Annotated in this window: 18 protein-coding genes; 7 read left to right on the top strand and 11 right to left on the bottom strand. The window is 55.7% G+C overall.

All coding sequences use genetic code 11. From position 1 onward, the window contains the following. Positions 1–21 precede the first annotated feature (21 nt). Both AB3175_RS05800 and AB3175_RS05795 read left to right on the top strand, forming a co-directional pair. Positions 22–366: an STAS domain-containing protein gene (locus tag AB3175_RS05800; RefSeq protein ID WP_367360001.1), complete on the top strand. Its 345-nt coding sequence runs from the start codon at positions 22–24 to the stop codon at positions 364–366. A 6-nt stretch (positions 367–372) separates the two neighbouring features. Then, positions 373–801, top strand: coding sequence for an ATP-binding protein (locus AB3175_RS05795; protein ID WP_367360000.1), 429 nt, complete (start codon positions 373–375; stop codon positions 799–801). Positions 802–984: 183 nt separating this feature from the next. Here AB3175_RS05795 and AB3175_RS05790 read toward each other — a convergent pair whose 3' ends face one another. The 6 genes from AB3175_RS05790 to bioB form a co-directional block, all read right to left on the bottom strand. After that, positions 985–1299 (bottom strand): Hpt domain-containing protein, encoded by a 315-nt coding sequence (locus AB3175_RS05790; RefSeq protein WP_367359999.1) that lies wholly within the window; start codon positions 1297–1299, stop codon positions 985–987. After that, entirely contained in the window at positions 1280–3343 is a 2064-nt protein-coding gene (locus AB3175_RS05785) for a response regulator (RefSeq protein WP_367359998.1), read from the bottom strand. Before AB3175_RS05785 ends, AB3175_RS05790 begins: the two co-directional genes overlap by 20 nt. A 117-nt stretch (positions 3344–3460) precedes the next feature. Beyond that, positions 3461–5176 (bottom strand): murein L,D-transpeptidase, encoded by a 1716-nt coding sequence (locus AB3175_RS05780; RefSeq protein WP_367359997.1) that lies wholly within the window; start codon positions 5174–5176, stop codon positions 3461–3463. 172 nt (positions 5177–5348) lie between these two features. Next, a complete protein-coding gene (murI, locus tag AB3175_RS05775) occupies positions 5349–6161 on the bottom strand; it encodes a glutamate racemase (protein ID WP_367359996.1) in 813 nt (270 codons plus the stop codon). Positions 6162–6316: 155 nt separating this feature from the next. Then, positions 6317–7537, bottom strand: a complete 1221-nt coding sequence (locus tag AB3175_RS05770; protein WP_367359995.1) for a class I SAM-dependent RNA methyltransferase — start codon at positions 7535–7537, stop codon at positions 6317–6319. Continuing rightward, complete coding sequence (gene bioB, locus AB3175_RS05765; RefSeq protein WP_367359994.1) at positions 7534–8517, bottom strand: biotin synthase BioB; 984 nt, start codon at positions 8515–8517, stop codon at positions 7534–7536. The genes AB3175_RS05770 and bioB overlap by 4 nt, the downstream gene beginning before the upstream one ends. 89 nt (positions 8518–8606) lie before the next feature. On the opposite strand from bioB, the gene AB3175_RS05760 reads away from it, so the two are divergent. Beyond that, positions 8607–9617: a biotin--[acetyl-CoA-carboxylase] ligase gene (locus AB3175_RS05760; RefSeq protein WP_367360140.1), complete on the top strand. Its 1011-nt coding sequence runs from the start codon at positions 8607–8609 to the stop codon at positions 9615–9617. A gap of 265 nt (positions 9618–9882) precedes the next feature. Next, the gene (locus AB3175_RS05755) at positions 9883–10605 is read left to right on the top strand and encodes a hypothetical protein (RefSeq protein WP_367359993.1); all 723 of its coding nucleotides are present in this window, start codon (positions 9883–9885) and stop codon (positions 10603–10605) included. Between the two features lie 298 nt (positions 10606–10903). Here AB3175_RS05755 and AB3175_RS05750 read toward each other — a convergent pair whose 3' ends face one another. Beyond that, entirely contained in the window at positions 10904–11059 is a 156-nt protein-coding gene (locus tag AB3175_RS05750) for a hypothetical protein (RefSeq protein WP_367359992.1), read from the bottom strand. Between the two features lie 185 nt (positions 11060–11244). Further along, positions 11245–11490 (bottom strand): hypothetical protein, encoded by a 246-nt coding sequence (locus AB3175_RS05745; protein WP_367359991.1) that lies wholly within the window; start codon positions 11488–11490, stop codon positions 11245–11247. 540 nt (positions 11491–12030) lie between these two features. On the opposite strand from AB3175_RS05745, the gene AB3175_RS05740 reads away from it, so the two are divergent. After that, positions 12031–12456: an AI-2E family transporter gene (locus tag AB3175_RS05740; protein ID WP_367359990.1), complete on the top strand. Its 426-nt coding sequence runs from the start codon at positions 12031–12033 to the stop codon at positions 12454–12456. Positions 12457–12547: 91 nt separating this feature from the next. Here the strand turns inward: AB3175_RS05740 and AB3175_RS05735 are convergent, their stop codons facing one another. After that, positions 12548–13549: an anion permease gene (locus AB3175_RS05735; protein WP_367359989.1), complete on the bottom strand. Its 1002-nt coding sequence runs from the start codon at positions 13547–13549 to the stop codon at positions 12548–12550. Further along, positions 13542–14162, bottom strand: a complete 621-nt coding sequence (locus AB3175_RS05730) for a DUF47 domain-containing protein (RefSeq protein ID WP_367359988.1) — start codon at positions 14160–14162, stop codon at positions 13542–13544. Before AB3175_RS05730 ends, AB3175_RS05735 begins: the two co-directional genes overlap by 8 nt. A gap of 417 nt (positions 14163–14579) precedes the next feature. On the opposite strand from AB3175_RS05730, the gene mutM reads away from it, so the two are divergent. Then, the gene (gene mutM / locus AB3175_RS05725; protein WP_367359987.1) at positions 14580–15359 is read left to right on the top strand and encodes a bifunctional DNA-formamidopyrimidine glycosylase/DNA-(apurinic or apyrimidinic site) lyase; all 780 of its coding nucleotides are present in this window, start codon (positions 14580–14582) and stop codon (positions 15357–15359) included. 102 nt (positions 15360–15461) lie between these two features. On the opposite strand, the gene AB3175_RS05720 is transcribed toward mutM, so the two are convergent. After that, positions 15462–16229 carry a DsbA family protein gene (locus AB3175_RS05720; RefSeq protein WP_367359986.1) on the bottom strand — a complete coding sequence of 256 codons (768 nt, stop codon included), beginning with the start codon at positions 16227–16229 and terminating at the stop codon, positions 15462–15464. Between the two features lie 181 nt (positions 16230–16410). Between AB3175_RS05720 and AB3175_RS05715 the strand changes: the two genes are divergently transcribed. Next, positions 16411–16644 (top strand): DUF3343 domain-containing protein, encoded by a 234-nt coding sequence (locus AB3175_RS05715; RefSeq protein WP_367359985.1) that lies wholly within the window; start codon positions 16411–16413, stop codon positions 16642–16644. Positions 16645–16732: the final 88 nt, after the last annotated feature.

Below are 16732 nucleotides of genomic sequence, written 5' to 3'. Positions count from 1 at the left end.
TACAGGCTAAGGAAGGAATCTATGCAACTACACCAGAACAAGATGGGGGATGTTTTGATTGTACGACCGCTGGAAAGAAGGATTGACGCAGCCACCGCAACGGAGTTCAAGGAGAAAATGAGCGAGTGGATCGGTGCCGGGAACCGGAGGATCGTGCTTAATCTTTCCGAAGTGGATTTTATTGACAGCAGCGGTCTCGGCGCCATCGTGTCCAGCCTTAAAAAAATCGGCAATGACGGCGACCTGGTGATCTGTTCCGTCCGGGAAACGGTCATGAGCCTTTTTCGTCTGACCCGGATGAATCGGGTGTTCGATATCCTGTCCTCGGAAGAGGAAGCAATCGGGGCCCTCTCCAGACGATTGTGAGGTACAATGGAAACAACTGGCTCCATCAAGCTGATTATTGAAAGCAAGCTCGAAAATGTTCCACTGATCGGCGGGGCTGTGCGCGGAATCGCCAGTGCCCTGTCTCTCGATGACGTCAGCGGCTATCATCTTGAACTCTGCGTCGTAGAGGCGGTCACCAATGTGACGAAACACGCCTATACGCTCGAAGCGGGAAATTCCGTGGAGCTGAACATCCTGCTCTTTCCGGACCGGATCACCTTTCAGGTTTGTGACCGGGGAAAAAGCCTGGATCCGGCCAAGGTCCGGCTGCTGCGCTTTGACCCCCAGAAGCGGGAAACGCTTCCGGAAAGCGGCATGGGCCTTTTCATCATGCATGCCCTCATGGACGAGGTTTACTACGAAACGGAAAGCGGACTCAATATTCTGACGATGAGCAAATATCTGAGGCGGTAGGATGAAATCCCCGCGAGCCCGGTTTCGACTCCGGAAGCGACGGGCTTCGGCACCGTCAGCGGCGATTTCCTGCCCGCGCCCGCTCAGGAGCAGATCCATCGCTTCGAAACCCGACGGGAAATATGAAATGGCATCAGGCCGTATCCCGGCGATGCGACCGGGTGCTGATGGCTCCCCGGCGACCTACTCGTAGACGATGTCGAGAGAATCGAGGTAGGCCGACAATTCCGAGACTTTTCTTTTCATCTCTTCCTTATCCCCATTTTTTGCAGCCTGCTCCAGGGATTTTCCCAGATCGGTGATTCCGTCAAATCCGTAGCCGCTGCCGCATCCTTTCATGTTGTGTCCTAAAATCCGGATCGTCTCGTCGTCATTCTGTTCCAGCGCTTTCATGATGGCGGCCACGTCCTGGCGCCGGCCTTCGAGAAAGCCGGGGATAAGATCGGCGAGATCGGGATCGATCCGGACGGTGATTCTGTCATTGGGCTTCTGTGTCATGCTGTTTCCCCCTTCCTGTATATTGGGCGATGGCTTCCAGAAAAAAGGCCTTTTTGATGGGCTTGGTCAAGTGACCGGTGCAGCCGGCACTCAGGCTTTTGTCGCGGTCTTCCTGAAGGGCATGAGCCGTCAGGGCAACGATCGGTGTTTCCTTGAGCCGATGCTCCCGTTCCCATTTTCGGATTTCCCGGGTCGCTTCATACCCATCCATCACCGGCATCTGAATGTCCATGAGAACGAGATCGTACTGACCGATCTTGAATTTCTCCAAGGCGACGGCTCCGTCTCCGGCGATATCGAGACGGTAAGGCTGCCCCTTGAGATAGGAGCGAAGAAGAAGGCAATTATCAGGCGAGTCGTCGGCGAGAAGGATGCCGAGCGCCTGCCCGGCCTCGGGTACCGCCGGAGATGACGGCAAAGGCTTTCTGGCGGAAACCTTTACCTTGCTCAAGGCATTCAGGATGACGTTTTTGAGGTCGGCGCGTTTGATGGGCTTGATGAGATGGGCCCGAATGCCCAATTGGCGAAATCGTTGAGGATCCCCCCTTCCCAGGTCGGAGGTCAGCATGATCAGGGTCGTGCCGGCCAGGACGGGATTCTTCTGGATGCGCTCCGCGATGCCGGCCCCATCAATCACGGGCATATGGTAGTCCAGCAGCACCAGATCGTACGGCCGCTCGGTTTCCCATGCCGCCTCCATCTCGGCCAGGGCGCTTTCCCCATCCTCCACTTCCGCAGGATAGGCTCCCAGCCCCATCAGGATTTCCCTGAGAATCATTCGATTCGTGGCATTGTCGTCCACGATGAGAATCTTGAGCCCCAGAATTTTCCCCTCGTAAGATTCGGCCACTTCAACGGCCTTTGAGGCTTTTTCCTGCATGCCGAAACGGGCGGTAAAGGAGACGGTGGTCCCGCGACCTTCTTCGCTTTCAAGGCTGATGTGCCCCTCCATCAGCTCGACGAGGCGTTTGGCAATGGACAGTCCAAGGCCCGAACCGCCGTACTTGCGGGTCGTTGAAGAGTCGACCTGGGTGAATTTGTCGAATATTTCTTCAAATTTATCCCGGGGGATCCCGATGCCCGTGTCGGCCACGGAAAAGAGCAGTTCGATCCGTCGCGGCTTTTCCTGCTCCTGTTCCGGAACGGGTTCACCGGCCTCCTCATCATGCCGGCTGACGCGAACGACCACCTCGCCTTTCTCCGTGAACTTGATGGCGTTTCCTATGAGATTGACCAGAATCTGCCTGAGCCGGACCGGGTCTCCGATCAGGTGGAGCGGGACATCCGGACGAAGGTGGCAGGCCAGTTCCAGCTTCTTCTTGTGGGCGCGGATGGCCAGTTCTTCAACCGTCCTTTCGATCATTTCCCCGAGATCAAACTCCACGTTCTCAAGTTCCAGGTGGCCCGCCTCCACCTTGGAAAGATCGAGGATGTCATTGATAATATTCAGGAGGTTTTCTCCCGCATTTTTGAAGATTTCCACATAATGCTGCTGTTCGGGGGACAGGGGGGTCTCCATCAGGAGCTCCGCCATGCCGATAATGGCATTCATGGGGGTCCGTATTTCATGGCTCATGGTGGCCAGAAAATCCGTCTTGGCCAGGTTGGCCGCTTCGGCTTCTTCCTTGGCCTTGAAGAGCGCCTCCTCGGCCCGATTAAAAAAGTAGTCGCTGAAGGTGAAAATGGTGCGGCTCAGGCAGGCATTGAGCTTTTCCAAAGCAAGCAGCAGGGCGTCACCCTGAAGTTCCCTGACAAGGATGGGGATCAGGATGGTGCGGTAAATTTCAAAGGCTTTCTGAACTTCTGAAAGGGAAAAGCCGCCTTCCAGCCTCATTTTGCTGATATCGGCGATAAAGGCGTCAATCTTGGTGTAGTCCTGATGCACCAGTGCATCGTAGTTTGCATCGGTCGACTTCGAGGTCGTGGCCAGAAGCTCTTCCAGGGGGCGGCTGGAGTATCGATTACTGACCTCTTCATGAAGGCGTACCGCCCACTGCCTGGCCAGCTGTTCGCCGTATTTCCGGAGCACTTCCGTAAGGTCCATCGCTCTTGAATAATCCCTTTCCGGATGTTGACGGGAAGAATGTCCTGTTGACTAGTAGAAGGTATCATTCTGCAATCCGTTATTTCCAGCAATTTTATCTCTGGGCTTCCCCCCGATTCAATCCTTCTCTGTTGCGGTCCGGTGCGCCGCCTGTTCCATGGCGAGCTGCAAAGGGGCGTCATACCGGTAAATGTCCTCGCGAAACTGCACGAATCCATCCGCATCGGCCCAGGCTGTGAAATAGAGCACCTGGATTTCCACGGCTTTCGGAAGGCGGATGGTTTTCATTTCACCCGAGTCCATTGCGGAAACAAGCTCCTCCCGTGACGGCTTCCCCCGGAGGAGCGTCATGGCGAGATCCGTTGTCTTTTCGACGCGGATGCAGCCATGGCTGAAACTTCTCACCGTCTTTTCAAAGAGATGACGGTCCGGGGTGTCATGAAGGTACACATCAAAGGGATTGGGGAAGATGAATTTAATCCGGCCGAGAGGATTTTTCGGTCCCGGCTCCTGACGCAGCTGGTACTTGAAATTGGAGGCCGTCACCTTCTCCCAGTTGACCTCCCAGGGAGGAATCACCTTGCCTGAACTGGAAAGGACTTTCATGTTTTCCCAGTAAAAATATTCGGGGTATTTCAGGATCAGGGGCACCACCTCATCGACGGCGATGCTCCGGGGAACATACCAATAGGGATTCAAGATGAAATGTGAAATCCGGCTTTCAAAGACGGGGGTGTTCTGGGCGTATTTTCCGACGACAATCCGGCTGTTCATCAGCTCATCGCTTCCTTCGAGAACCCTGAGCCGGAATTCCGGGATATTGATGACAACGACCTGGTCCCCCGTATCTTCAGGTATCCAGCGAAGGCGTTCGAGATTGACTTCGATCTGGCGGATTCTCTGAGCGACGGGAACATTCAGGGCTTCCAGGGTTTCGGGACCGACAGCGCCGTCGGCGTAGAGCCCATGCCTCTGCTGAAACGTCCGGACTGCCTGGTCGAGAGATTCATCGAACAGATCTGTTCCCCCGGTGATCTCGAAATGATCCGAAGCGTTAAGGTCTCCCGATATCTTCAGTCGCTTTCGCAGCAGGGCAACGCGCCTGCTCTTGGCTCCCTTTTTCAGCCCTGCCGCATCGGAGGGTATAAACGGCCATCCCCCCCTGCGGTCGATTTCCTGGTATTTGAAAAGGGCCATCCGCAGTCGTATGTAAGAGGGGGTGATCGGCGCAAGGCTTTCCAGAACCGGCTGCACCTGTCCCGAGTCCAGGGCCTCTTCGAGAGCCTCGCCGAGATCGGGGGCCACCCGTTCCCGAAGATACCAATGAGCTTTTCTCTTGTCCCCTTTCATTCTGCCGGAGGCAAGGTCGGAGGCATAACGGAAAAAGGCATCGGTCAGGAGAAGATCGAGGTTCGCGCTTTCTTCCGCTGAGAGAGGGTTGCGTCCGAAAAATCCCCAGAATCCGGAAAGCAGGTCTTCGATTGCGGCAAGGTGATAGTCCTCCGGCCGCAGTCCATGGCGCGGGGCTTTTTGCAGGGCGTTCAGCAGAGCATCCGCGGTGGGCAGGGGACCTTCCCGGTCGACCCATGCCGGGCGGAATCCGTGACGCGCGTAGAACTTCTTCACCCCCGGGGTGAATGAAGGCCTTTCTCCTCCGGAAGGGGCCGGATTCCGGGGATTCGCCGCCTCGATCCGGTTTTGGATGGCGACCGCCATTTCATCAGCCTCCATGGCGCTTCCGGCTGCCAGTAGAGCGTTCTGGCCTGAAGAGGCCATCAGAAGCACCAGGGACGAAAAAACAACCAATAACGTTTTGCCGATACAAGAAACCAAGTCTTTACTCCTGATCTTCAACTGGGAAATCTGTGACAAGGGAAGAAGGTCCCTTTCCAAAGCCCTGAGTTGCTGCAAATATGGCACCATGATGTCTTGATTTCTCAGGGATATCCTTGCCAACGGGATGAAGAAGGCATCACATGCCGCCCCTGTTCAGGGCAAAAGCCCATTACAATGAGACCCGTTCAATACCGGGCAGAGAACGTCCGAGAAACCGTTCCGCAATCTGCTGAAACCGAAGGGGAACATCCGTCACATAGAAGCGGTATTCCGGCGGCGTTCGCTCGGAATTCGTCAGCCTCCGGCTTTGAAGCAGGTCGGCGGTCATGTCGGCCATGGCCTCGGCGGAGTCCACCAGGCGGATGTCCGGACCGACGACATCCTGAAGAAGTGCCTTGATCAGCGGGTAATGGGTACAGCCGAGAACCAGCGTATCGATGTGTTCGGCCAGAACGGGACGGAGATATTCCTGGGCGGTCAGGCGGGTGACGGGATGTTCGAGCCATCCCTCTTCAACCAGGGGGACAAAGAGGGCGCACGCCTGAGAAAAGATATGGGTCTCCGGCGCCAGCTGGCAGATGGCGCGGGCGTAAGCGTTGCTGTTGATGGTTGTGGGCGTGCCGATGACCCCGATGGAATGCGTCCTCGTTTCCGCCGCCGCACGGAGGGCGCCGGCCTGGATCACATCCAGGACAGGGACGGCCGAAAGGGATTCGACGTTGGAGCGGGCAACAGCGGCCATCGTGTTGCAGGCAACGATGAGGAGCTTGACCCCCTTCTGAAGGAGAAACTCAGCGATCTGAACGGCATAGGCATTGATGGTTTCCACGGATTTGACGCCGTAGGGCACCCGGGCCGTATCTCCGAAGTAAAGGATGTTTTCAAAGGGCAACCTTTCCATCAAAGCCCGCACGACGGTCAGCCCGCCGATGCCGGAATCAAATACGCCGATGGGACGGCACTCAGTGGATGTTTTCTTCATAATCGACGGGCAGGCTCTGTAACGTTCCTGTAACCCTGTGGCGCATGTTCAATAAAGCATTCGTTCATTCTGTGTGGGAAGGGTCTGTTACCGCATTTCCCGGGAATTTGCAAGGGATGCCTGTTTTTCCCACCCGTCTCAAGCGGTGGGGTCGTTCAACTCCGAGGGCCGTTCGTCCCTTCCTGCTTCGAGGCCGTTTTCCAGTCCCTGTAGGTCCCCTCGTAAAGCTCGTATTCCAGAAGGCGGCACTCAATGCCGCTGTTGAAGAATATCATGCGTCGCCGGGTCTTCAAACCGACGTTTTTGGCCAGCTCGACGTTTCCAGTAAAGATGAATCCCCGGTATCCCGAACAGGAAGTTTTGAGGAAGCTGCCAAGGCCGGCATACGTCCGCTCCAGTTTCTGGACATTGCCGAGGCGCTCGCCGTAGGGAGGATTCATGACGACAATTCCTCCTTCCGGGGGGATGTCCGTTTCCGAATAATCGCAGACCGCCAGGTGGATCCAGTTTTGAACGCTGGCGTTTGCCGCATTCTGCTCCGTGGCGGCGATGGCCCGGCGGTCCATATCCGTGGCGATGATCTGGCCCGGAAAATGGCGGACGGACTTTTCCTGGGCCTTTTTCCGCAGCTCCTTCCAAGCGGCTGCAGGAAAGCCCTTGAGGTGGCGAAAGCCGAAATTGCTCCGCAGAAGGCCGGGCGCGCGGTTCAGGGCGATCAGGGCGGCTTCGATGGCGATGGTTCCGCTGCCGCACATGGGATTGACGAAAGCGCCTTTTCCACTCCAGCCCGTGGCAAGGACGATGGCCGCCGCAAGCGTTTCCTGCATGGGCGCCTTGACGGGAATTTTCCGGTATCCCCGGCGGGACAGGGGCTCACCGGAGGTGTCCAGATAAATCTGAACCCTCTGCCCCTTCCAGAAAAGATGCACCACCGCCCGGTCCCGGGCCGGGCCGGAATCCGGCCTCCGGCCGCAGGTTTTCTGAAGGCGGTCGACGATGGCGTCTTTGCATTTCTGGTTGGCGAAACGGGTGTCCCTGATGGAGGGATGATCCACCGTGGAGGTAACGCAGAGATAGCCGTCTTCATGGAGAACGTTTTCCCAGGCAAGGCCGTGAAGCCAGCGATAGAGATCGTCCGGGCCGCCGGCCTCGCCTTCGGCCATCAGGTAGAGAACACGGTGCCCCGTGCGCAGGGAAAGGTTCAGTCGCAGGGTGTCTCCCAGTGTGCCTTCGGTCACGATGGCGGCTTCCCGCTCCAATTCTATCGGAAAGCCCAGCAACTCGATTTCGCTTTTCAGGTAGGAAGCGATTCCCTTTGGACAGGTCACCAGGATCCTGCTGGATTTTCTCCAGAGGGGAAAGTGTCTGGAAGTCATGCAAATTCCTGCGCCGTTGCAATCATGTCCTGATCCATTCCGACATCCCGGCCCTGGGTGGTGAGGTAATTGCCCACGATGACGCCGCTGGCTCCAGCGAGAAACACCCAGGACTGAAAGTCCCTCAGCGTGATTTCCCGCCCGCCGCAGATGAGGAGAGGCCTGGCGGGATGGATGAAGCGGTACAGGGAGACGATGCGCAGGGCCTCCATAGTTGCCAGGAGAGGCTGGTTTTCCAGCCTTGTTCCGGGCCGGGGATTGAGGAAGTTCATCGGAATCCCATCGACATCCAGTTCCCTCAGGGTAAACGCCATTTCCACCCTCTGCTCCCACGATTCTCCAAGGCCGAAAATGCCGCCGCTGCAAAGGCGAAGGCCCGCCTTCCTCGCGATGCGGAGCGTCTCGATGTCTTCGTCGTAGCTGTGGGTGGTGCAGATCTCGGGGAAAAAGCTCCGAGCCGTTTCGAGGTTGTGATGATAAAAGGTGACGCCCCCGGCCTTGAGCCGCTCTGCAGAAGAAGCCGTCAATTGCCCCAGGGAGGCGCAGACGGTGAGAGGGGTTGATTTCTTAAGGGCTGATGCCGCCTGCGCGATCGTTTCAATTTCGCTCTCGTTCAGTTTGGTGCCGCTGGTGACCATGGAAAAGCGGGTCGCCCCGTTTGCATCCATCCGCCGACCTTCGGAAATCATGGCTTCTGCAGACATCAGCGGCCATTTCGATATGTCCGTCCGGTGATGAGCCGACTGGGAACAGAAGGCGCAGTTCTCGGCACAGGCTCCTGATTTGGCATTGAGAATGGAGCAGCGCACGATGCCGTCTTTTTGATAATGCTGCCGGATTTTGCAGGCGGCAAGGAAGAAATCCGGCGTGGAGCGGGAAGGCAGCTCCGTCAGGGAACAGGCCTCTTCAAAGGAGAGGGCATCGGGGCCCTCGTCGAGGATTTTCTGCGCCAGTTTATTTACCGTGGGGTCCAAGATCATGAAAGTGCTCTCCTGTTGCTTGATAAAGGTCATCGCCTATCAGAGGCGCAGGGCTTTGTCAACCGGTAATTGGAAACGGGTTGACAAATATGGGCCTCAATGATATTCCGCCCACGATGAACACCAAGGAACGGTTGCTCCGATACCTTAAAGAAGAGCAGGGACGGTTTGTTTCCGGAGAGAAGGTCAGTTCCCGGCTGGCGATTTCCCGCTCTGCAATCTGGAAGCACATCAGCAGACTGAAAGGGGAGGGATATGATATTGAATCATCCCCGCGCAAAGGGTATGCCCTGCGCAGAATCCCCGACTGCCTCCTGGCTGGCGAGATCCGGGAGGGCCTCGACACGAGCCTTATCGGTCAGAAGCCGATTTTTCATTTTCAGGAAACGGACAACACCAACAACCAGGCCAAAACGCTGGCCTACGACGGTGCACCGGAGGGCGCCCTGGTAATCGCCGAAGGGCAGTCCCAGGGCCGGGGCCGCCGGGGGAGGGTCTGGTTTTCGCCGCCCGGCCAGGGAATTTACGCCACCGTCATCCTCCGCCCCCATCTTCCCCTCAGTGAAGCCCCGAAGCTGACGCTGATGGCGGCCGTGGCGGCCGCCGATGCGGTACAGAACCGGACCGGTCTGACGGTCCGCATCAAGTGGCCCAACGACATTCTGGTGAACGGTCGGAAGCTGGCTGGAATCCTCACAGAAATCGGAACAGAGATGGACTCCTTGGATTTTGCCGTTATCGGATTGGGTCTGAATGTCAATATACCCCGGGAATCATTTCCTCCCGGCCTCCGCATGCCGGCAACCTCCGTTCTCATCGAGCAAGGGAAGCCATTTCCTCGGATTTTCCTGCTCAGGGCCTGGCTGGAGGAGCTTGAAAAAACCTACACCCTCTTCTGCCAGGGCCATTTCAATACCATCCTGTCGCGCTGGAAAATTCTGGCGGACATTGTGGGCAACCGGATCGCCGTTGATCTTCCGGGCCGGCGGTACACCGGAGAAGTCCAGGAAGTGGACGAACACGGCGTTCTGATCCTTAAGGAACCCGACGGCACCCTCCAGAGGATCTTCTCGGGAGATGTCACCCTGTTGACGTCCTGATGGAGGCTGAAGAGCCAGCTTCACGCGACAGCAGATCCTCCACGTCATCGGAAACCCGAAAAAATTTTCGCGGTTGTGCTTTTGGCGTAATCCTTACGAGGAATCCTTAGAAAAAATACCATGTTTACCTGATTGATTTATTTTATCCGCCCCATTATAAAAACGTTATGAGATTGAGGTTCATGCGGGTTTCATGGCATGAAGAATCGGCAACGGCTTTTTGGAAAAAAAGATGTCATTTTTTAATTTAAAGGAGGGTCTGTTTATGAAAGGAATGAGATGCCACATGCGCATGATGTTCCTGCTTGCCGCTGGATTGCTTTTCGGAATCGTTTCAATGGCCGGCGCGGCGCCCCTGGTGGTTTACTCGAACGATTTCGACGGGGCGGAATCCTTTTATGGGGGTGTTGCGGGAGGTTTGTCGGGTATCGTTACCACGGAAGGCGTGCAGGGCTACAGTGCCGACGGCTTTTCTGGGAATTTCCTCCGCAATACGACTACGGGAAACCCAGCGGGAAGTACGGTGCTGACGCTGAGCAACCTGCCCGCCCACACTTCGATCGACGTCAATTTTCTCTTCGCCTTCATTGATTCCTGGGACAGCAGCAACGGCTCCGTTTCACCGGACTGGTTCAATGTGAAAATTGACGGGACCCCTGTTCTCCAGATCACCGCGGCCATCGCGAGTGGAAGCATCACTTACGGAGGAATGGAGCTTGGAACGATGTATAATCGGGGATTTTCCGGCTGGGCAGACCGCGCCTTCGACATGGGTCCCGAATCGCTTCTTTCGATGGCCCATAGCTCATCCACCCTGAGCATCGAATTCTTTGCCAGCGGGAGCGGGTGGCAGGGCAGCACCGACGAATCGTGGGCCATCGAGAATCTGCAGGTTACCGCCAATCCCGTGCCGCTTCCCGGTGCCTTCCTTCTCTTTGCCCCCGGATTGGCCGGCCTTCTGGCGATCAGGAAAAGATTCCGGAAATAACGAAGGGTGGTTGAAAGGGCGGGAGGGCCCACCGGTGATGATCCTGCCCGGTCTGTTTCTCCCCCTTCCGGATGGCCGCTTTCGAGTGGTGCCCGGATAAACAAGGCGGACGTTTCCGCCCGCCTTGTTTATCCGTTGCTTTCTGGCCGCTGAGTCATCTCAATAGCCGTATTTCCGAAAACGGTTGATACGTCTCGGCGTCCAATCTAAACGATGATGACGTCCCATGCACCCGCTTGGTCCTGTCAATACGATTCCGCCTTCATCACGTGCTGACTTTTCGGCTGAAATCCGGTGATCACCATTCCATTTCTTCCAGCTCTTCCGACTTGGCAATCAAGTCGCAGACGATTTCCCTTGGATCGATCCCCTGTTTCCTGCAATCCGCAAGGGCCTCCATCAGACCGTTCTCTTCCAGCAGCTTAAGCACGACCTCCAGATCCTCTTTGTCCATCCTTTTACCCCCCAACGACACGTTTTGAATGGATTCAGAATATCGGATCCATGCGTGATGTCAAGAGGTTAATGCGAGGGCCGGTTTGGCTTGTTCCTGTCCGGCATGGACGTCTCCGGTCCGCAGGAGCCGGAAAAGAAGATTTCGTTGATTCCCGCCAAGCGCCCTTTGGCTTCAGCCGCCGGTTATATTCCCGTCCTGTCAGACAAGGACTGAACCTGCAGCTTCTGCTCGGTCTGACTACGCCAGATCGCTATCCGCTTAGAAGCCAGGATCTCCTGTTTAAGATGCTTCCGGAATTGTGACGGCTCAATGTTCATGACGCCGCAGATGAGCTCCAGAAAAACGTTTCCCCTGTCGAAAATAAAGGATTCCGCCAGTTCTCTTGATCCCGGCCGTTCTCCTTTGAGCGTCAGGACCGCATCCAGCATGACGGCAACCCACAGGCGGAAGGCCCCTGACCGGGTTGAAGGATCTGCATTGAAAATGGTCTCAAAATCATCTGCTTTCATGGGAAAATGAAGGGTATGGATTCCGGGTCGCTTCCGCCTGTGACACAATCACTCGGTTTCACGGCCCGGATTTCCATAGCCATGTTGACGACATGGTCTGGCTTGGAGTATCCTGAATGTTATAGCGTTCTATGAACTGTTCCTCCGGGTGGAGAAAAATCCAAAGAGTGGCTGTCTATATTGGTTCAAAGGAACCCAGGCGATGTCCTGATGATCATGTCCGGCAGGTTCCGAGTCATTTCGTGAGCGCTCAATCGATCTCAGGAAACTATCAGGCCAGGTGGAAGGAGAAGCGTCGGATGCTTGCGGGTGGCAGCGATGTTATGGCCAGAATTACTGGAAGCGTCTGTTTCCCGGCCGTTCTGTAACGTCTTTCATCTCCGAGCTCCCCTTTGAATGTTTGCCTTTCCTTATTGATTAGCAATTACAATGCCAGCTTCTTTCCCGATTTTCTTCTTTATGCACGCAGCGATTGGGTCCAGCCCGTTTCGAAGATTGCAGCTTCGCCGCTTCAGGTCCGCCGTAATGCTCCGCATCCTCTTCTTTTTCATCCGGGGCGGGGGAAAACTCCTGGAGATAACCATTCGACTCCTTCCCCTGGGCAACCAGCAGGAGCGGATGCTCTTTGACAGATTCATCATCACAGCCAAATCAACACGCAAGGTCACTCTGCTGATCGGTGGATTGCAGGGGATGCTGGGCGCGTTGGCCTTCTGGATCGTCGGCATTGAAGGGCCCATGCTGTGGGGCCTGATCATGGTCGTTACGGCGATCGTTCCCTTCGGTTTTTCAGGTTTCGTGCCGGGGCCGATTATTGCCTCGCTCATGCAGTCCGTCTGTCATATGTGCGAACAGCTCTACCAGGATCTTGACGTTCTGGAGTAGGGCCATGTTCAGACCGAAGGGCCCTCTGTCCCTTGAAGGTTCTGTCGAGGATTTGACAGCGCCGAGAGTGCGGTTGAAGAGGGGGCTTGTCTTATTGGAGGAAGGGTTTCAGGATAAAGTAAAGCAAGGCGGAGATGAAGGAAGATACGGGGATCGTCAGAATCCAGGCCCAGATGATGTTTCCGGCGATGCCCCAGCGGACTGCGGTGAGACGGATCGTGGAGCCGACGCCGACGATCGCCCCCGTTATGGTATGGGTGGTGCTGACCGGAATGCCGGCGAGCGAGGCCCCGATAATGGATATGGCCGCCGCCGTTTCCGCACAGAACCCGCCCATGGGACGAAGCTTGGTGATCCGTGTGCCCATGGTCTTTACGATCCGCCAGCCGCCGGAAACTGTTCCCATGGCAATGACGAAATAGCAGAGAAACACGACCCAGAAAGGAATGTAAAAGGTCGGCCCCAGCAGTCCCTTGCCGAAAAGCACCATGGCGATGATGCCCATGGTTTTCTGGGCGTCATTCATACCGTGCCCCAGGCTGTAGGTGGCTGCGGAGAAGAGCTGCAATTTGCGGAAGATATGGTCCAGCTTGGATGGGTTGGACCGTCGGCTCAGGTTAAGGACGAGGATCATCAGCGCAAGCCCCAGGATCATACCGATCATGGGGGAAACGACAATAAAAATCGTTGCCTTGGTGATTCCCGACCAGACCAGGACCGATGAACCGCCCTTGACCATGCCGGCGCCGATCAGTCCCCCGATCAGCGCGTGGGAGGAACTGCTGGGCAGTCCGAAATACCAGGTGATGAGGTTCCAGATAATGGCGGCGCCCAAAGCGGAAAAAATCAAGAGGTTATCGATGATGTCCGGGTGAATGATGCCGGTGCCGATGGTTTTGGCGACGGGGACACCGATAAAGAAGACTGCGGCAAAATTGAAAAAGGCCGCCCAGATGACGGCATATTTTGGAGGAAGCACCTGAGTGGAGACGATGGTTGCAATGGAGTTTGCGGAGTCATGAAAGCCGTTGATAAAGTCAAAGACCAGGGCCACTGCAACCAGAAAAATGACAAAGGCAAGAGAATCAAGCATTTTTCAGGACTATTCCCTCGGCAATATTGGACACATCTTCGCAGGTGTCGATGGCTTCTTCAATCCGTTCAAAAATTTCCTTCCACTTGATCAGTTCGACCACATCCTTTTCATGTTCGAACAGCCTGGTGACGGCCGTTCTCAGAACGACATCACCTTCATTCTCCGCCGTGTTGATCGCCACACAGGCGTCGATGATCATCCGGGCATTTTTCATGTTCCTCAGGGCGTGGACGACCTCCTTCACCTTGGAAATCGCTTTGTTGAGGATGCGGGTTTGTTCCTTCAGCTCCGGGGCCGGCTCCCTGATCCGGTAAAGGGACATTCGAATGGCACAGGCTTCGGTGATATCCAGAATGCTGTCCATCTTGTTGACGAGGGCATAAATATCTTCCCGATCGAGAGGGGTGAGAAAGGTCCGGTGCATTTTCTCATAGGTCCGGTGCGTGATGACGTCGGCCTCGTGTTCGATTTCTTTGAGCCGGACAATCTTGGGTTCCGCCTGGTCATAATTTTCCAGGATATCCATGAACAGAAGACCGCCCTCTTCGATCTTGACCGCCAGCTCTTCGAAAAGATCGAAAAACTTTTCTTCTCGAGGGATTATTCTCATCCGGTGCTTTCTCCTTCCCTGAAGTCGTCGACACGGCGTTGAGTATGAGGCGACAACTTTCGCCGTCAGTGCTCTATAAAATAAACGCACAAAAAGCAACTGTTTTATCCATGGGATGCTCATGGTGAATCCCTGGAAATCCTACACCTGATCCCTCCCGGCATCCGGCCGGACGTCAGGGCGGCCGGATGACCAAATGCTCCGCGGCCTTCACCATTGCCAAGACTTAGGGAACATGATATGGATAATGTCAATATCAGACCTTTGATATTACTGATATTTTTACCAAAGAACGACGACCGTGTCCAGGCAATACGCTGCGTGTCGCATCGTTGCGCTGCCTGCCCCCGAACAGCAGGAGAATAGACACGGATCGGATCGAAAATCGAGACGTCAGAGTCGGAAAAGAGCCGCCTTATGCCTGAACTTCCCGAAGTTGAAACCCTCTGCCGACAGTTGCGATCGAAAATTGTCTCTTCAAGGATCGCGGGGATATCCATCCTGGACAGCAGGCTGCAACTGCCTGAACATGTGAAGGGGCAGCAGGTGATTTCCGTGACGCGGAGGGGAAAATGGATCGTCATCGGGCTGGATGACGGGAGGAGGCTGGAAATTCACCTGAGAATGACAGGGCGGCTGCTCTGGCAGGAAAAGGAGGCAGCGCTGCCGATGCATTGTCGCCTTGTCTTCGATTTGTACTCTCACCAGGTGGTTATCGTGGACCCCCGGCGTTTTGCCACCCTGTCGCTGGCGGGGGGGGGAGAAGGGCACGACGGGGCTGTTGACGCGCTGGCTTCCCGATGCGCTGAAACCTTGATCGCAAAGGGCTGTAAAAGAAGGCGTCCGCTGAAGTCTTTTCTGATGGATCAGGGGATCATCCGGGGAATAGGGAACATCTATGCCTGTGAAATTCTCTACCGGGCGGGATTGAGCCCCCGGCGCGAGACAGCCGGCCTCTCGCCCGACGACTGGCGGAATGTTGAAAAGGCGATTGGGGCGGTCCTGACAAAAGCCATTGACTGCCGGGGGACGTCCATCTCCGACTGGCGTGATCTCTTTGGCAACAAGGGTGAATATCAGAAGGAGCTTCTTGTCTACGGCCGTGAAGGGCAGAAGTGCCACCGGTGCGGGGAACTAGTCCACAGGGAGCGGCTTCTGGGGCGGGGAACATGGTTCTGCCCGGGATGCCAGATGTGATTTCCTGAAGAGGATCTGTCCCCGGTTTACACAAGAAGGCGGGTATCGTATGGAGAAAACAAACGTTGCAAGGGTTTTGACCGTGTAACGATCCAGGCCGGGTTATTTCGACGCGGCCGTCGCGGCAAGCAGCACGGCCATGCCCTGCCTGATTCGGGAAACTCCACTGTAGCTGCGGATGTCGGCGGGGTTGAATTTGATGACGCACGTGGGTGTCGAATGGACATTAAACTGCCTGATGATGCGGTTGAATTCGGGATATACGGGCTTTAAGTCGTAGACTTTGAAGGGGATGTTGCGTTGTTCGAATCTGCGGACGATTTTCTGTTCGTCGACGGTATCCTGGTGTTCAGCAAGGGAAAACAGCTCCCGCCGGGCTCTGAGAACGTTCCTGCTGGAACCCGAGGCGCAGGCGGCGTAAAGAAAATAGCGGTTGAACAGAACCGTCTCCCTGTGAATGGGAAGATCGACAAAATGAATTTTAACGGCGTTCCTTTTAATCAACTCCTGCAGGGTGGAATCCAACTCCTCTTCCAGGGCCTGACAGGGGCCGCAGAAATAATCGGTAAAGATGTAAAGTTCGTATAATCCGGACCCTATGGAGGGGAGCCCGGGCTTCTCAAGGCCGCCGGCCGCTGACACCCGGCAGGGAAAAGCGACGCTGATCGCAAGATATCCCGCCACGGTCAAGAGGAGCGCCATCATCCTGCCCGATGAAAGGCGGGGGACAGCCGCTTTTGCCCTTGTAGAGGAAAGGGTTTTCCGGCAGTATCGGTTGCGCGATGCAAGGCCTGGGACATCAGAATTGAAGATCCTGATGATGGTCAGCAGGTAACGATACAGGGTTTGCATTTCTGATGACGCCGACAAGATGGCTTCCTCCTTGGTCGGAGCTGTGGCGGTATTCCGGGAACGTGTTGCTCGTGATAGCCCGGTTCCCCGTATTGTAAAATGCAAAAAACCGCCCCCTTTTTCCCAGCGGCGGGAAAAAGTCTTTTTTTGATGAGGCGTTTATGCCGGAGAGCCGGCGGCACATCCGGCAGAGCGCGTCATGGACAATATGATGACAGAAGTTTATGAGGTGGTTCTGTTCGATTCCGTCAGTCATGCTCTGAAAGCGGAAAAAATAATGATATCAGGAAACATCCCTTTCAAGCTGATACCTGTTCCCCGCCACATCAGTTCTGATTGCGGTTTTTGTATCCGTTTCCCTTCCCGGTTCCATCAGCAGGTTGCCGATGCCTTGAAAGGCACCGTGGAGTTCGTTGCCATCCGGCCTCTTTGAGCAGGCGAAGTGCCGTTTCCTGCGGCGGCATCCCGTTCCGTCGATCGATGATCCGGCCAAGATGAGAGGCCGAAGGGTTCTGGAATAC

Source organism: Syntrophus sp. (in: bacteria) (assembly GCF_040768185.1).
Classification (GTDB): domain Bacteria; phylum Desulfobacterota; class Syntrophia; order Syntrophales; family Syntrophaceae; genus Syntrophus; species Syntrophus buswellii.
Note: the sequence above shows the minus strand (reverse complement) of the source record. Positions and strands in the feature narration are given on the sequence as shown.

Coding starts and splice junctions, on each gene's coding strand:
- AB3175_RS05800 (WP_367360001.1), top strand. CDS start 22: ATGCAACTACACCAGAACAAGATGGGGGATGTTTTGATTGTACGACCG.
- AB3175_RS05795 (WP_367360000.1), top strand. CDS start 373: ATGGAAACAACTGGCTCCATCAAGCTGATTATTGAAAGCAAGCTCGAA.
- AB3175_RS05790 (WP_367359999.1), bottom strand. CDS start 1,299: ATGACACAGAAGCCCAATGACAGAATCACCGTCCGGATCGATCCCGAT.
- AB3175_RS05785 (WP_367359998.1), bottom strand. CDS start 3,343: ATGGACCTTACGGAAGTGCTCCGGAAATACGGCGAACAGCTGGCCAGG.
- murI (WP_367359996.1), bottom strand. CDS start 6,161: ATGAAGAAAACATCCACTGAGTGCCGTCCCATCGGCGTATTTGATTCC.
- AB3175_RS05770 (WP_367359995.1), bottom strand. CDS start 7,537: ATGACTTCCAGACACTTTCCCCTCTGGAGAAAATCCAGCAGGATCCTG.
- bioB (WP_367359994.1), bottom strand. CDS start 8,517: ATGATCTTGGACCCCACGGTAAATAAACTGGCGCAGAAAATCCTCGAC.
- AB3175_RS05760 (WP_367360140.1), top strand. CDS start 8,607: ATGGGCCTCAATGATATTCCGCCCACGATGAACACCAAGGAACGGTTG.
- AB3175_RS05755 (WP_367359993.1), top strand. CDS start 9,883: ATGAAAGGAATGAGATGCCACATGCGCATGATGTTCCTGCTTGCCGCT.
- AB3175_RS05750 (WP_367359992.1), bottom strand. CDS start 11,059: ATGGACAAAGAGGATCTGGAGGTCGTGCTTAAGCTGCTGGAAGAGAAC.
- AB3175_RS05745 (WP_367359991.1), bottom strand. CDS start 11,490: ATGCTGGATGCGGTCCTGACGCTCAAAGGAGAACGGCCGGGATCAAGA.
- AB3175_RS05740 (WP_367359990.1), top strand. CDS start 12,031: ATGCACGCAGCGATTGGGTCCAGCCCGTTTCGAAGATTGCAGCTTCGC.
- AB3175_RS05735 (WP_367359989.1), bottom strand. CDS start 13,549: ATGCTTGATTCTCTTGCCTTTGTCATTTTTCTGGTTGCAGTGGCCCTG.
- AB3175_RS05730 (WP_367359988.1), bottom strand. CDS start 14,162: ATGAGAATAATCCCTCGAGAAGAAAAGTTTTTCGATCTTTTCGAAGAG.
- mutM (WP_367359987.1), top strand. CDS start 14,580: ATGCCTGAACTTCCCGAAGTTGAAACCCTCTGCCGACAGTTGCGATCG.
- AB3175_RS05715 (WP_367359985.1), top strand. CDS start 16,411: ATGGACAATATGATGACAGAAGTTTATGAGGTGGTTCTGTTCGATTCC.